At 61.4% G+C, this 15,060-nt stretch carries 16 protein-coding genes; 11 read left to right on the forward strand and 5 right to left on the reverse strand.

The genetic code is table 11. The annotated features are described in order from the left end of the window. Positions 1–11: 11 nt before the first annotated feature. Positions 12–1,089 (reverse strand): peptide chain release factor 2 gene (gene prfB, locus Q5H93_RS17945; protein ID WP_305008010.1). Its coding sequence is split into 2 segments (ribosomal slippage): positions 12–1,037 and positions 1,039–1,089, totalling 1,077 coding nucleotides; the frame shifts between segments, so codons are not numbered across the junction. Positions 1,090–1,344: 255 nt separating this feature from the next. Here prfB and Q5H93_RS17950 point away from each other — a divergent pair. Continuing rightward, positions 1,345–2,862, forward strand: coding sequence for a sensor histidine kinase (locus Q5H93_RS17950; RefSeq protein WP_305008011.1), 1,518 nt, complete (start codon positions 1,345–1,347; stop codon positions 2,860–2,862). Between the two features lie 46 nt (positions 2,863–2,908). Further along, positions 2,909–3,352: a response regulator gene (locus Q5H93_RS17955; protein WP_305008012.1), complete on the forward strand. Its 444-nt coding sequence runs from the start codon at positions 2,909–2,911 to the stop codon at positions 3,350–3,352. 8 nt (positions 3,353–3,360) lie between these two features. Here Q5H93_RS17955 and rnhB read toward each other — a convergent pair whose 3' ends face one another. Further along, positions 3,361–3,936, reverse strand: a complete 576-nt coding sequence (rnhB, locus tag Q5H93_RS17960; RefSeq protein WP_305008013.1) for a ribonuclease HII — start codon at positions 3,934–3,936, stop codon at positions 3,361–3,363. Between the two features lie 94 nt (positions 3,937–4,030). Then, positions 4,031–4,267, reverse strand: a complete 237-nt coding sequence (locus Q5H93_RS17965) for a hypothetical protein (RefSeq protein ID WP_305008015.1) — start codon at positions 4,265–4,267, stop codon at positions 4,031–4,033. Positions 4,268–4,709: 442 nt separating this feature from the next. Between Q5H93_RS17965 and Q5H93_RS17970 the strand changes: the two genes are divergently transcribed. From Q5H93_RS17970 to Q5H93_RS18010, 9 genes are all read left to right on the forward strand, one after another. Beyond that, on the forward strand, positions 4,710–5,291 hold the full coding sequence (locus Q5H93_RS17970) for an NUDIX domain-containing protein (RefSeq protein ID WP_305008016.1): 582 nt from the start codon (positions 4,710–4,712) through the stop codon (positions 5,289–5,291). A 73-nt stretch (positions 5,292–5,364) separates the two neighbouring features. Further along, complete coding sequence (locus tag Q5H93_RS17975) at positions 5,365–6,165, forward strand: lysophospholipid acyltransferase family protein (protein ID WP_305008017.1); 801 nt, start codon at positions 5,365–5,367, stop codon at positions 6,163–6,165. Between the two features lie 90 nt (positions 6,166–6,255). Next, entirely contained in the window at positions 6,256–6,543 is a 288-nt protein-coding gene (gene gatC / locus Q5H93_RS17980) for an Asp-tRNA(Asn)/Glu-tRNA(Gln) amidotransferase subunit GatC (RefSeq protein ID WP_305008018.1), read from the forward strand. Between the two features lie 3 nt (positions 6,544–6,546). Next, positions 6,547–9,288 (forward strand): tetratricopeptide repeat protein, encoded by a 2,742-nt coding sequence (locus tag Q5H93_RS17985; RefSeq protein ID WP_305008019.1) that lies wholly within the window; start codon positions 6,547–6,549, stop codon positions 9,286–9,288. 102 nt (positions 9,289–9,390) lie between these two features. Beyond that, positions 9,391–10,098 carry an ABC transporter ATP-binding protein gene (locus tag Q5H93_RS17990; protein ID WP_305008020.1) on the forward strand — a complete coding sequence of 236 codons (708 nt, stop codon included), beginning with the start codon at positions 9,391–9,393 and terminating at the stop codon, positions 10,096–10,098. Positions 10,099–10,333: 235 nt separating this feature from the next. Then, a complete protein-coding gene (locus Q5H93_RS17995; RefSeq protein ID WP_305008021.1) occupies positions 10,334–10,882 on the forward strand; it encodes a cob(I)yrinic acid a,c-diamide adenosyltransferase in 549 nt (182 codons plus the stop codon). A gap of 199 nt (positions 10,883–11,081) precedes the next feature. Next, positions 11,082–12,146 carry a branched-chain amino acid aminotransferase gene (locus Q5H93_RS18000; RefSeq protein WP_305008022.1) on the forward strand — a complete coding sequence of 355 codons (1,065 nt, stop codon included), beginning with the start codon at positions 11,082–11,084 and terminating at the stop codon, positions 12,144–12,146. Between the two features lie 180 nt (positions 12,147–12,326). Continuing rightward, a complete protein-coding gene (gene gcvT, locus Q5H93_RS18005; RefSeq protein ID WP_305008023.1) occupies positions 12,327–13,430 on the forward strand; it encodes a glycine cleavage system aminomethyltransferase GcvT in 1,104 nt (367 codons plus the stop codon). Between the two features lie 99 nt (positions 13,431–13,529). After that, positions 13,530–14,249: a 2-phosphosulfolactate phosphatase gene (locus tag Q5H93_RS18010; RefSeq protein WP_305008024.1), complete on the forward strand. Its 720-nt coding sequence runs from the start codon at positions 13,530–13,532 to the stop codon at positions 14,247–14,249. Between the two features lie 122 nt (positions 14,250–14,371). Here the strand turns inward: Q5H93_RS18010 and Q5H93_RS18015 are convergent, their stop codons facing one another. Together Q5H93_RS18015 and Q5H93_RS18020 are read right to left on the reverse strand one after the other, a co-directional pair. Further along, positions 14,372–14,713 carry a nucleotide pyrophosphohydrolase gene (locus Q5H93_RS18015; protein ID WP_305008025.1) on the reverse strand — a complete coding sequence of 114 codons (342 nt, stop codon included), beginning with the start codon at positions 14,711–14,713 and terminating at the stop codon, positions 14,372–14,374. Positions 14,714–14,728: 15 nt separating this feature from the next. Next, positions 14,729–15,060 (reverse strand): hypothetical protein (locus Q5H93_RS18020; RefSeq protein WP_305008026.1); only part of this gene is annotated, 332 nt, incomplete at its 5' end.

Below are 15,060 nucleotides of genomic sequence, written 5' to 3' on the forward strand. Positions count from 1 at the left end.
ACATCGCGTCCCTAGTTCTGCATCAAAAAGCCCTTGATGTACTCGTCAAGGTCGCCATCCAGCACATTTTGCACATCGGTGCGCTCGATACCAGTGCGCAGGTCCTTAATAAGCTTGTAGGGATGCAGTACGTAGTTGCGAATCTGCGAGCCGAAATCGATGCGCTTTTTGGTGGCTTCCACTTTGTCGCGCTCGGCATGACGCTTGTCCATTTCAATCTGATAGAGGCGCGACTTGAGCATCCGCAGGGCGTGCTCCTTGTTCATGAGCTGGCTCCGCTCAATCTGGACGGCGATGATGATGCCGGAGGGCGCGTGCGTGAGGCGCACGGCAGTTTCCACCTTGTTCACGTTCTGCCCACCCGCGCCGCCGGCCCGGAAGGTATCCCAGCTGATGTCGGCGGGGTTGATTTCAATGTTAATCGTGTCATCGACCACCGGATAGGCAAACACCGAGGCAAACGAGGTATGCCGCCGCCCGCTGCTGTCGAAGGGTGACATGCGCACGAGCCGGTGCACGCCGATTTCGCTTTTGAGGTAGCCATAGGCAAACGGACCGTCGATTTCGAGCGAGGCCGACTTGATGCCCGCACCCTCGCCGGGCTGGTAGCTCACCTGCCGCACCGTGAAGCCGTGGCTTTCGCCCCACATGATGTACATGCGCATGAGCATTTCGGCCCAATCCTGACTTTCGGTGCCGCCGGCGCCGGGGTTTATCTCGACGATGGCCGCGAGCTGGTCTTCCTCATCCGAGAGCATGCGCTTGAATTCCAGAGCCTCTACCTTGGCCTGGGTGGCATCGTACTCGGCCTGGATTTCGGCTTCACTGGCTTCGCCTTCCTTGTAGAAATCAAACAGCACCTCGACGTCGCCCACGGCCTGCTGCACAGCCTCGTAGTCGTCAGTCCAGGTTTTAATGCCTTTGATTTCCTTGAGTTTGGCTTCGGCAGCCTTCGAGTCGTCCCAGAAAGTAGGGGAGAGGGTTTCGGCTTCGGCGGCCGTTACTTGTTCTTTGCGGGTATCGTAGTCAAAGATACCTCCTCAGGGCCTCGGCGCGGCCCTTCAAGTCCTTAATCTGGTCTTGGGTCATGGGTGAGAGAAAAATGAAGCTGGCAGTGAAAAAGTGGTAGAGCCTCGCAAGGCTGCAGCCAGCGTAAAACGCGAAAGTACCCAATTCTTCCTTAGCTGGCGCAACAGCTCCCTAATATTGCTGGCAGGCTCAAGCTGATACATAGTCGTTTCGAACCATTGAGAGGCGGCTGCGTACCGATGCCTAGCGGTGGCGTGCCTAAGCGCTACTATTCAGATGAAAATAAACCTTACAACCAAGCTATTTGCTGGATTCGTGCTGCTGCTTGCTTTGTTTGCGGTGGTAGTGGCTATCTATTATCAACTGGCCGGGCAGGTACTGCGCAATTCACTGGCGGTAGAATCTTCACAGCAGGTATCGCACCAGGGTAATGCGCTGCTGCGCGGGGTGATTGATATGGAAACGGGTTTCCGCGGCTACCTGCTTATCGGCAATGAGCAGGCACTGGAACCTTATTACAATGGTGAGCGGGATTTGGTTGGCGGTTTTGCCGAATTGCGGAGCTTAGTGGCCGACGATGCGGAGCAAGTGGAGCTGGTGGAGAAAAGCCAGCGCATGTTTCAACAGTGGTCTAATTATTCGCACCTGCTAATCAGTGAAAAGCGCACGGCCCGTCAGCGCATTCCGCGCCAGGCTGGTTTTGAGGGTATGCCGCACCGCCGCCTGGCCGAGGGCCTAGCCGGGAAGCAGGTGATGGACAATGTGCGCCGGCTGCTGGGCACCTTCGACAAGCGTGAAACTGCTAACCGCCAGCAGTTGCGCGAGAAGCTGAACAGCAGCATTCAGCAGGCACAGTGGCTATCGGCAGCAGTGGCCGGCACAGCGCTGATATTGGGTTTGCTGTGGGCCGTATATATTGTGCGGCTGCTGGCCCGCCGCCTGAGTGGCATGCTGGAACTGGCCCGCCGCTTGGCTGGTGGCGACTACGAGACTCAGATAGAAGACACTGAAGAAGACGAAGTAAGCGAGCTGACCACCGCCCTGAACGTGATGGCCCGCACTGTGGGCAACAACATTGCCCAACTCGAGAACCGCAACCGCGAACTCGACCAGTTCGCCTACGTGGTATCGCATGACCTCAAAGCGCCGCTGCGGGGTATTGAAAGCGCCTCGCGCTGGATTGAGGAAGATATTGGGCGCGAACAGCTTTCGCCTACTATTCAGGAGTTTCTGGGGATGATGCGGCAGCGGGTGCACCGCATGGAAAACCTCATCACCGGCATTCTGGAGCTGGCGCGGGTGGGCCGGGTGGAGCAGGCCAACGAAACGGTGTTTGTACGCACTCTGCTACGCGAAATTATCGATTCGCTCAACCCGCCGCCGGGCTTTGAGGTGGAATTACCCTTCTTTTTGCCGACGCTCAATACCAATGTCGTGCAGCTGCAGCAGGTATTCACCAACCTGATAAGCAATGCCATCAAATACCACGACCACCCCGAAACCGGCACCGTTCGCATCGGCTGCGACGATGCGGGCGACTACTATTTGTTTTCGGTAGCTGATGATGGTCCCGGCATCGACCCCGAATACCACGAGCGGATTTTTGTGATTTTCCAGACCCTGGTGGAGCGCGATACGTTCGAGAGTACGGGCGTGGGACTGGCCATCGTGAAAAAAATAGTGGAGCGGCAGGGTGGCACCATCGGCGTGAAATCGGCCGAGGGACAGGGGGCTAAATTCATCTTTACCTGGCCCAAAAAACCGTTGGTGCAGAAGACGGTTGCTACTAACGGGCACGCGGTGGCGGCCGGGCCAGCGGGTTCGTCTGCCTGATATATGCTTTCTTGCGGCCTGATACCGCCGCTCTTTACCTTTCTCTATGCCCTCAGACCATTCCGCACCCAGCATCCTGCTGGTCGAAGACGACCAAATGGATGTCATGAACGTGCAGCGTGAGTTGCGTCGCCAGAACATCAACGTACCACTCATTCATGCCCGCAACGGCCGCGAAGCCCTCAAGCTGTTGCGTGGCGAAGGCGGCGAGCCCAAAATTGCCAAGCCCAGCCTCGTGATGCTCGACATCAACATGCCCCGCATGAATGGCCTGGAACTGCTGGAAGTTCTGCGCTCCGACCCTGAGTTTGTAGGCCTGAACATATTTATCATGACCACTTCCGACCTGGAGTCGGACCGTCTCAAGGCCCAGCAGCTCGCCGTGAGCGGCTACATCATCAAGCCCCTGAGCTTTGAAAGCTTCGGCGAAGGCGGTACCAGCGTCGATGGTTTCAGCTTGTTTCTGGACTTGATTAAGATGAAGGACTGATTGCTGCTTTACAGCAGCCGGAAGCCCATGCGGTGGTGCTCGCAGGGACCGTGCTCGCGGATGGCGGCGCGGTGCACGGCCGTGGGGTAGCCCGCATTCTGCTCCCAGCCGTAGTGCGGGTGCGCAGCGGCCAGCTGGCGCATGTGCTCGTCGCGGAAGGTCTTGGCGAGGATGGAGGCGGCGGCAATGTTGCGGTAAACGCCATCGCCACGCACGATGCAGGTGTGCTCGAAACCCGCGAGTGGGCGGAAGCGGTTGCCGTCGACTACCAAGTGAGTTGGTTTGATTTTCAGAGCTTCCACGGCACGGTGCATGGCCAGGTAGCTGGCCTGGGCGATGTTGATGGCAGCAATTTCGGCCGGCGAGGCCTCGGCGACGGCCCAGGCGATGGCTTCGTCGCAGATTTCCTGACGTAAGGTGTCGCGCCGCCGCTCACTGAGTTTTTTGGAGTCGTTGAGAAAGCGCGGGGCAAAATCGGGCGGCAGAATGACGGCCGCCGCGAAAACCGGCCCGGCCAGACAGCCGCGCCCGGCTTCATCGAGGCCGGCTTCGAGGGGCTGGCCGGTGTGGGAGGCAATTAACAATGGGCAATGAACAACTAGGAATGAACAATGGGCAATGCAAAGGTAGAATCAGCCTTTGCATTGCCCATTGTTCATTCCTGCTTGTTCATTGGCCCTAATGGCGGCCGGCGGTGCTGCCTTCGTCGCTGGGGTCGGTTTCGCCGCGGCGCTGGCCCTGGCTGTCGCGCGGGCCTTCGTCGAGTTCGGCGTCTTCGTCGGTGCTCACGTATTCGTTGGTGACGGGGCCGAGACCCTGAGTGTGCTGCTCCAGCTCAGCCTCGGCCTGGGCGTGCTTGAGGTTGAAGAGCGGGTCGTGTTCGTTGTCGGGAGTGTTGGCTTTGGACTGTGCCATGGTGTGGAAGGGACGGCCGGGAAATAAACGGCCGGAATACTCCGTGGTACGCGGGAGCCCAAAGCAGGGTTAGGACGGCGGCCCGCAGCTCGTGTCAATCGGCCCAAAAACAGAAAAGGCCGTCATCCGAAGACAACGACCTTAAAGTGGCGGCTCTGGTCGCAGAGGTGTCTACCCCACCGCTGCTACCCAGAACGCCGCCGCACGAGAGGTCCTTCCTTTCCACATTTCCAGCCCGTGCGGGGTTTACTTATGTCTCAAAATTACTCGACTGCGGCGAAACATACCAATAAGTTTTGGACTAATTAATGGTTTCTCCCGTCCAACAAGGCCAGAAAGACGACGGATGGAGCTGATAAAACGGCTAATGGAGCACAATTGCGCCCCTGCCCACCTGTATTTTTGTATGCTGCGTGGCCTTTTAGCCCGCTGCAACATTTATATGGTAAACCCCCGCACGTCCGATTTCGATGAAACTTACAACCCCTGGCAAACGCTCAGCTCGGAGGTGAAATACCACAACCCCTGGATTTCGGTGCGCGAAGACCAGGTGCTGAACCCTGCCGGCGGACGCGGCATCTACGGCGTGGTAACGATGAAAAACAAAGCCTTGGGTATCGTACCCATCGATGCCGAGGGAAATACCTGGCTGGTGGGCCAGTACCGCTACCCCCTTAACGAATACAGCTGGGAAATTCCAATGGGCGGCGGTCTGGTAGAACTCGACATTCTGGAATCGGCCCAGCGCGAGCTCAAGGAAGAAACCGGCCTGAGTGCCCGCCGCTGGACGCGCATTGCCCGCCTGCACACATCCAACTCGGTAACTGACGAAGAGGGCTTTGTATTCCTGGCCGAAGACCTGGAAGCCGGCGACACCGAGCCCGAAGAAACCGAAGACCTGCGCCTCTGGAAGCTGCCGCTGGCCGAAGCCGTGCAAATGGTGATGGACGACCGCATTACTGATGGCGTGAGCGTGGCGGGGCTGCTGAAGGCGGAAAAGGTGCTGGCAGGGAGAGGAAAATAGGGTATGAGGATAAGAGGGGGTAAGGGCAAAGGTGCTTTCTGCCTTCTTACTCTCATAACCTACCTTTGCAGTCATGCGCCAACTTCTTCGTTTTATCGGCCGGGGGATTTATACTGCCTGGGCTACCTGGTGGTTTATCTTTCCGTTTCTGGTAACGTTTCCGATACAATGGGTGGCCAGCAAGGTGCCGTCGTGGCGCTGGATAATCCCGAAAATCAACCGGCTATGGTCGGTTTTTTCCATCTTCATGTGGGGCGTGCCGGTAGAAGTGGTGCGGCCCAGCAAGGCGCCGCTGCCGCGCCCCTGCGTGTATGTGGCTAACCACGGCTCGTACATTGATATTCTGGTGATGTTCAGAAGTATTCCCGGCTTCCTGAATATGATGGGCAAGGCTTCGCTGGCGAAAGTGCCGGTGTGGGGCCCCATTTTCGGCAGCGTGTACGTGACCGTGGACCGCGGCAGCGCCGTGAGCCGCGGCCGGGCTATGGTGGCCGCCAAGCGCACCCTGAAGGCCGGCAACAGCATCGCCATTTTTCCGGAAGGCCGCATTTCAACCACGCCGGGCGCGCAGCTGCTGCCGTTTCACGATGGTGCGTTCCAAATGGCCATTGAAGCGGGAGTGCCCATCGTGCCGGTGGGTATGCCGCTGAACCACATGTTTATGCCCGACGTGAAAGGCAAGCTGCGGGTGCGCTACCACCGGCTGAAAATCGTTTTTCACGACCCCATTCCCACCACCGGGCTGACGCTGGAAGACATTCCGGCCCTGAAGCAGCGCGTGGCCGAGCTGCTCACCGGAGACTTTTTGCCCGAAGGCGCCGTTAAGCCCCAAGCCAATGTCTGGCGCGGCGAAGCGCCCGCCGATGCGGTATAGGCAAGTCGACGTTTTCGGGCATGATAACGGTGAAACCGCCCCGGCCTTCCAACTCATAATTCATAACTCGTAATTCCTAACTCAAAAGAAATGAGCACCGATATTGGCACCCTGCGCGGGCTGGCACACCTGTCCCGCCTCGAATTTGACCAGAGCCGCGAGCAGCAGATGCTCGGCGACCTCAACAACATCCTCGATTTCGTGGCTCAGCTCGAAAATATTGACACGACGGGCGTGGAGCCGCTGGTGCACCTAAGCCAGGAAATCAACGTGCTGCGCGACGACGAGGCCCGCAACACCGTGAGCCACCAGGATGGCCTGCGCAACGCGCCGCGCAAGGATTCGGACTATTTCCGGGTGCCCAAAGTATTGGAATAGCGCGTGATAAATAGTGCAATGCAGCGCCCCGGCGCCTGGGCGCTGGTGCTGGCCAGTCTGGCGGTATTGGCCGTGGGGCTGGCCGGCTTCTATTATTTTACCGGCGAGGCGGCTACCCTGCCTTTGCGCCAGGTGCCCCACCTGGAGACGGTGCCGCTGACGCTGGAGCAGTTGCCGCTGGGCGCGGTGCAGCTGCCGGTGCAGGTGAGCGGCTTTATTGTGAGTCTCACGCACGACCTCGGTGGGCCGCTCACGCAGCCGGTGGCGGCGGGCATCTTCCTGACGCTGCTGGCGCTGGCCCTGACGGGCTGGCTGGCCGTGGCCAGTACGCTGAGCCGCATTCCGTTTGCCATCGGTATGGGGCCGGTGGTGTTTTTGTGGATGTCGCTGGATACCGCCTCGCTGCGCATTTTCGAGGGGCACGAACAACTCTTTCTGTACCTTGCGCTGGGGCTGCTGCTGGGCGGGGCCTATGCGCTGCAGGCTTTTGGCGAAAGCGTGCAGTTGGGCCGACGCTGGCTGTTGCTGGGCGTGCTGGTGGCGGCGCTGAGTGCGCTGCTACTGACCCGGAGCGCGCTGCCCCTCCACGAGACTGTGCTGCACCTGGCGGCGGCGGGCACGCTGGCCGGTGCGGTGCTGGTGCTGCTGGTGGTGCTGTGGGTGGCCATCGAAAACGTGCGTATCCTGTTGTGGCTGAATACGCAAGCCGAGCAGCCTGCCAGCCGCTTCGGACTGGGCGTGTTCCTGACGTCCAGTCTGCTGTACCTGGGTACCTTATTCTGGCTGTGGTGGAACGACGGGCAGATGACCATTCTGCCCGGCCTGCGCCTCGACCCGCTGGTGCTGCTGCTGCCGGCGGTGCTGGCCGGCGGCCTGGGCTTGCGCCAGCGCGCCCCCAGCTACGCCAGCTGGCTGCCTTACCGCGCCGGGGCCGACCAACTTTACCCCGCGCTGCTGGCTGCCGCTGCGGGCGCACTGGCCTACGCCTTCGCCACCGCCAACACGCCGCTGCTGGACGCCGCCCGCGAGCTGACGACCGTGGCGCTGCTGCTGCTGGGCGCGGCCTTTCTGCTCTACATTCTCATTAATTTCCTGCCCCTCATCAGCCAGAAGCTGAAGGTGTACCGGGTAGTGTTTGAGCCGCGCCGGCTGCCGTTCTACACGGTGTATATCATGGGGGTGGTGGGTATTGGGCTGCTGCAGCTGCGGGCGGGCTGGCCGCTGGCAAACCAGGCGCTGGCCGGGCAGTACAACAACTTTGGCGACTTGGCCCGGCAGCAAAGCGAGGCCAACCCTGACGACCTGGCCCTGGCCGTGCTGGCCGAGCGCTACTACGCCGAAAGCGGCGACGTGCTCTACCGCAGCAACCGCAAGGCGCAACTGGGCCGGGCGGCGCTCTACCGCTTCCGGCAGCAGCGCCGCAACGAGCTGAAAGCCCTGGACCGCGGCCTGCAACGGGGGCCTGATGAGCGGGTATCGCTGCGCCTAGGTGCGCTGCTCGGCGACAAGGAAGACCTGTTTCAGGCGCTGGACGTGTTGCGCGAAGGCCTGCAAGACAACCCGCGTAGCGAGGCCCTGGCCAACGACCTCGCCCAGCGCTTCACCCAAACTACCCTCACCGACTCGGTAGCTCATTACCTCGACCGGGCCGAGGCCCTGGCGCCGGGTAATTATGCCAGTCGTACCAATCAGTTGGCGTTTCTGCTGCAGCAGGGCTTGCTTACGGAAGCCGCTACGCTATCCAGCCACGCAGCCCTGGCCAACGAACCTGCCCTGACCAGCAACCAGCTGCTGCGGGCGCTGCTGCAAAACCAGCAGCGCCCGGCCGCTCCCACCGGCTTCGCTTCGCTGACCGACCTCGACAATGCCAGCTTTGCCCAGCTTTACCACGCGGCGCTGCTGGGCGTGCGCCAGCGCCGCGCCACCCTGCTGCCTACTCTGACGCGCCTGAACAAGCAGCCCGCCAACGAGCCCTATTACGAGCAGCTGGTGTTTTTACAGGCCCTGACCTTGCACGCGGTAGGGCAGGAGCAGGCCGCCCGCCTCACGCTGGCCCCGCTGGCGGCGGGCAGCAGTGCCACGGCTGCCTACTACCAGCAGCTATTCGGTATCTGGCAGCTGCAGCAGGGACAGTTTGGCACGGCCGCCCGGCAGTTTGCCCTGGCGGCGGCGCACGGCGTCCCGTCCGCCAACCTTGGCCGCGCCTACGCGCTGGCCCGCACCGGGCAACCCGATTCGGCCCGCGCCGTGCTGGCCCGCCTGCAGGCCGCCCCCGATTCGACCTTGCACCCGGCGGCGCAGGCCTTGGCGCAGGCCATGGCGACGGGAAATATGCCGGCAGCACCGGCTGCTCCGGTAGCTGGCACGGCCCTGCTAGCCCAGGCCCGACAGGCCGAGCAGCAAAAGCCCGGGCAAGCCACCAAGCTCTACCAACGCCTTCTGCGCGAAGCGCCGTTCAACGAAACGGCCGTGCTGGCGGCGGGCCGCTTCTACACCCAGCGTCGCAACTACCCCGCCGCCTACGAGGCCCTGCGCCTGGGCCTTGACGAAAATCCCGTCTCCCTGCCGTTGCTGCGCGCCTACGTGCTGGCCGCCGCCGATGCCGGCCTCACCGACTACGCTACCGAAGCCATGGCCCAGCTGCAACAACAGCTGCCCGCCGCCGACTTTGCGGCCTTGCAAGCTACTTACGCCCAGCACCGCGCCGCCCGCGCTGCTGCCGCTGACGCTTTCGAAACCCGTTGATTTCCGGCGGGCTGCCCAAGCGTTAGCTAGGCGGCCCGGGTGCGGTCTGCCGTGCTTTGTACTTACTTCGCAGCGCATTTCCCTTTGCCTTCTTCCGTTGCCATGAATTCCAACGTCATCGAAACGACCGGTATTTCCAAAACCTACGTGATGGGCACGGAGGAAATCCACGCCCTGCGCTCGGTCAGCATCAACATCCGGCGGGGCGAGTACGTGGCGTTCATGGGGCCCTCGGGCTCGGGCAAATCGACGCTGATGAACATCGTGGGCTGCCTCGACACGCCCAGCGGCGGCCGCTACATCCTGAATGGGAACGACGTGAGCCACATGAGCGACAACCAGCTGGCCGAAATCCGCAACAAGGAAATCGGCTTCATCTTCCAGAGCTTCAACCTGCTCCCGCGCGCCTCGGCCCTCGACAACGTGGCCCTGCCGCTCATCTACGCCGGCCTCAGCAAGCGCGAGCGCACCGAGCGCGCCCTCGAAAGCCTGCGCTCCGTGGGCTTGGCCGACCGCGCCCAGCACCGCCCCAATGAGCTGTCGGGCGGCCAGCGCCAGCGCGTGGCCATCGCCCGTGCCCTCGTCAACAACCCCAGCGTGCTCCTGGCCGACGAGCCTACCGGTGCCCTCGATTCTAAAACCAGCCACGAAATCATGCGCCTGTTTGAGGAACTGTACGCCAAAGGCAACACCATTATTATGGTGACGCACGAAGAGGATATCGCCAATTTCGCCCACCGCATCGTGCGCCTGCGCGACGGGTTGGTGGAGACGGATGAAATCAACCAGCACGTTACGCTGATAAGTTAGAACGAAACTCCCCTCCTTGGAAAGGAGGGGATGTGAGCGCCGAAGAGGCGCGAACGGGGGTGGTTGAACCGGTCGCGCCGTCTGAACAAGGCAGTAATCCCTTTGTAAGGAAATCTTGTTAGTCGGCTTCACGAAAGCCCAGCCGGCGCGACCGGTTCAACCACCCCCGTTGCGCCTGTGGCGCAACATCCCCTCCTTTTCAAGGAGGGGAGCTTATCGCTCTCCCACCCACTCCATGAAAATCTACACCAAAACCGGCGACAAAGGCCTCACTTCCCTCATCGGCGGCACCCGCGTGCCCAAGAGCAGCCTACGCATCGAGTGCTACGGCACCGTCGATGAGCTCAACGCCCACGTGGGCCTCGTGCGCGACCAGGACGTGAATGCCGCCCGTCGCCCCCTGCTCAAGGAAATTCAGGACCGCCTCTTCACCATCGGCTCGGCCCTGGCGGCCGACCCCGAGAAGTCGCGCATGAAGCTGCCCGACCTGCACGAAGCCGACGTGACCTTGCTGGAGGAGGAGATGGATAGCATGAACGCCGACCTGCCCGAGCTCCGTGCCTTCATCCTGCCCGGCGGGCACCCCGCCGTGAGCCACGCCCACGTAGCCCGCTGCGTGTGCCGCCGCGCCGAGCGGCTGGTGATTCATCTCGGCGAAGAGTCCTTCGTGGCTGAATTGGTGGCCGTGTATCTGAACCGGCTGTCCGATTACCTGTTCGTGCTGAGCCGGGCTATGGCCCAGGAGCTGGGCGTGGAAGAAGTGACCTGGAAGGCGCGGTTGTAACGCAAAGGTTAAAACCTGTCATCCTGAGCGCAGCGAAGGACCTTATTGCGTTTGGAACGATGCAGTAACTCAATCGTTCGGCCGTGATAAGGTCCTTCGCTGCGCTCAGGATGACAGAGCTTCCACCCAGCAACGCGCCCATTTTCCGTACCTTCGTACTCATCCCGCCCACCCATTTTCTTATCTCCATTTTCCGGTCATGACTGACATTCTCCCCATTCGCACTCAGCGCACGACCGCCTCGCGGTTGAGCGAGGTCGATATGAATAATATTGAATTCGGCAAGGTGTTTTCCGACCACATGCTTACCGTTGATTACGTCGACGGCGAGTGGCAGGAGCCGCAGATACTGCCCTACGGCGACATGAGCGTGAGCCCCGCCACCTCGGCCCTGCACTATGGCCAGGCCATTTTTGAGGGTATGAAGGCCTACCGCCAGGCCGATGGCGGCGTGGCTTTGTTCCGCGCCCGCGACAACTGGGCCCGCCTCAACGCCTCGGCCGAGCGCATGTGCATGCCCACCATCCCCGAGGATTTATTCATGAACGGCCTGCGCGAGCTGGTGCGCCTCGACTCGGAGTGGGTGCCCGGCCAGCAGGGCTGCGCCCTCTACATCCGGCCCTTCATGTTCGCCACCGACGGCTTCATTGGCGTGCGGCCGTCCACGAACTACCGGTTCATGATTTTCACCTGCCCCACCAACCCCTACTACACCAAGCCCCTGCGCAGCCGCTTCGAGCAGAAGTACGTGCGCTCGGTGGAGGGCGGGGCGGGCTATGCCAAAAACGCCGGCAACTACGGCGCCGCCATGCTGCCCACCAAGCTGGCCGTCGATGCCGGCTACCACAACCTCATCTGGACCGACGCCACCGAGCACGAGTACGTCGAGGAGTCGGGCACGATGAACATCCTCTTCGTCATCAACGGCCGCGTTATCACGCCGGCCCTAAGCACCTCCATCCTCGACGGCATCACCCGCCGCAGCGTGCTGCAGCTGGCCCGCGACTGGGGCCTGCCGGTAGAGGAGCGCAAGGTAAGCGGCCGCGAAATCCTCGCCGCCATCGAAGCCGGCGAGTTGCAGGAAGCCTTCGGCGTGGGCACGGCCGCCACCATCGCGCCCATTGCCACCATCGGTTACCAGGGCCAGGATTACGACCTGCCCGCCCTCAGCGACGAAGGCTTTTGCCGCCGCGTGGGCGCCGAGCTGGAAGCCATCCGTACCGGCCGCGCCGCCGATGCGCACGGCTGGATGGAGCGGGTGTAAAATCCGCCTGTCATGCTGAACGCAGTGAAGCATCTTTTCACATTTGAACGACGCAGTAACCCAATCGTTCGGCCGTGAGAGGATGCTTCACTGCGTTCAGCATGACAGAACCGCGTTCAGCATGACAGGCTTTTTCTCCCGACCTTTGCCCCCAAACCCACCACCTCCCCAATCCACCTCATGAGCACCGCTCCCCTCAAAACCGTCACTCTCAACGATACCCACCGCCAGCTGGGCGCCAAAATGGTGCCCTTCGCCGGCTACGACATGCCCGTGCGCTACTCCTCCGACCTCGACGAGCACCACACCGTGCGCCGGGCCGTGGGCATCTTCGACGTGTCGCACATGGGCGAGTTCCGGCTGCGCGGCCCCCAGGCCCTCGACCTCATCCAGCGTGTCACCAGCAACGACGCCAGCAAGCTCGCCGACGGCAAAGCCCAGTACAGCTGCCTCCCAAACAACGACGGCGGCATCGTGGACGACCTGCTCGTCTACAAGCTCGCCGATGAGGATTACCTGCTGGTGGTAAACGCCTCCAACATCGAGAAAGACTGGAACTGGATTAAGCAGCACAACACCGAGGGGGTCGAGATGGAAGACATTTCCGACCGCACCAGCCTCTTCGCCGTGCAGGGCCCCAAGGCCGCCGCCGCCCTCCAGTCGCTCACCGATGTCGACCTGGCCAGCATCCCCTACTATTCCTTCGTGCAGGGCACCTTCGCCGGCGCGCCCGACGTCATTATCTCGGCCACCGGCTACACCGGCGCGGGCGGCTTCGAGCTCTACATCCCCAACGAGCACGCCACCCAGGTCTGGGACAAAATCATGCTGGCCGGCCAGGAGTACGGCATCAAGCCCATCGGCCTCGGCGCCCGCGACACCCTGCGCCTCGAAATGGGTTTCGCCCTCTACGGCAACGACATCGACGACACCACCTCGCCCCTCGAAGCCGGCCTGGGCTGGATTACCAAGTTCACCAAGGACTTCACCAACTCCGAAGCCCTCAAAAAGCAAAAAGAGGCCGGCGTGCAGAAAAAGCTGGTTGGCTTCATCATGGACGGCCCCGGCATCCCCCGCGGCCACTACGAGCTGGTAGATGCCGAAGGCCAGAAAATCGGCGACGTCACCAGCGGCACCCAGTCGCCCAGCCTCAGCAAAGGCATCGGCATGGGCTACGTCAAAACCGAATTCGCCGCCCCCGGTACCCAGATTTTCGTGCAGATTCGCGGCAAGAATTTGCCCGCCACCATCCACAAGCTGCCGCTGACGAAAGGCGCCGAGTAGAGTTAAAAGTTAAAAGTTGAGAGTTAAAAAATCAGGCTGCTCAACTTCCGGGCACTATGCTGGCTTTTAACTCTCAACTTTTAACTTTTAACTAAAAAAGTGCCCAAACTCGACATCTGCTTCTCCCCCGAGCTACTCCATCTCTACCCGCTCGAAGGCCAAACCGCCGTCATCGTCGACATCCTCCGCGCCACCAGCACCATCGTCACGGCGATGGCCGCCGGCGTAACGGAGGTTTTTCCCGTCGCCACCCTCGAGGAGTGCCGCGCCCTGGGCCAGCAGCACGGCTGCCTCACCGCCGCCGAGCGCGACGGCCTCCCCGCCGAAGGCTTCGACCTCGGCAACTCCCCCTTCGGCTTCCTCGACGACGCCCGGCCCGTGCGGGGTCGCGCTCTCACCATCAGCACCACCAACGGCACTCTGGCCCTGCAGCGCTCCCGCGCCGCCGCCGCCATTGTCGTCGGCGCCTTCCTCAACCTGAGCGCCGTGGCCGAGTTCGCCCGCCGCGAGGGCCGCGACGTGCTCATCGTCTGCGCCGGCTGGAAAGGCCAGTTTTGCCTCGAAGACACCGTCTTTGCCGGTGCCCTCGCCGAGGCCCTGCAAGCCGATTTCGACGTCCGCAGCTCCGATGCCGCCCTGGCCGGCCTGCACCTCTGGCAGCAGGCCAGGCCCGACCTCGCCGCCTACCTGCTCCAGTCGTCCCATGTCCGCCGCCTCAACTCCCTCGAAGCCAGCAAGGACTTCGACTTCTGCCTCCAAATCGACCGCTACGCCACCGTGCTCCCCCGCTGGCACGAAGACCGATTGGTAAACACCTGACTCTAATTCCACATCCCCGAGTAGGATATCTTCAATGCCGAGTAGGACATCTGCGGCCCCGAGCAGCGTGTCAGCGCCCCCGAGTAGGATATCTTTTAGAACAACTAGCGTGTCGGCGATATTTAGCCTGCTTCCGGCCCCCGCAGCTTCTCATTCTGCTGGTGCCGCTGGCTGTCGCGCTGCGTCTTCTTAGCCAGGTTGCGCGCCAGCGCCTCCGTCAGGTTCACCCCCGTCTGGTTGGCCAGGCAAATGAGCACGAACAGCACGTCGGCCAGCTCGTCGCCAAGGTCCTTGTTCTTATCCGATTCTTTGAACGACTGCTCGCCATACTGCCGGGCAATGATGCGGGCCACTTCGCCCACCTCCTCGGTGAGCATGGCCATGTTCGTCAGTTCGTTGAAATAGCGCACGCCGGTGGTGGTTATCCACTGGTCCACGGTCTGCTGGGTTTGTTCGAGGGTCATTTAGTTGTTCGTGTTTTAGTGATGCCACGGCAGCAGGCCGCTGCCGACCGCTACGATGCGTGTTTCTAAATCAGGTAAAAAATCTTCATCGGATTCCTCCCGTTCATTGTTGTGACGGCGAGCTTCGCAGAAGAGCGTTTCGTTGCTCAGTTGTAAGGAAATCAAAACATCTCTCCAAAATAAAGCTCGTTCTTCCGCACTATGACAAGGACCATCCTTGCCATTCTCAAAACGCTCGGGGTCGATAATGAGCAATTCGGTTTCATCCAACCCTAATGCCGCCGCTTGCTCCCGACGCATCTCACGCAAATCCCAGTTATCGAACCAGTGCTCGCCATAATCATTGT

It is taken from the genome of Hymenobacter aranciens (assembly GCF_030580865.1).
Taxonomy (GTDB): domain Bacteria; phylum Bacteroidota; class Bacteroidia; order Cytophagales; family Hymenobacteraceae; genus Hymenobacter; species Hymenobacter aranciens.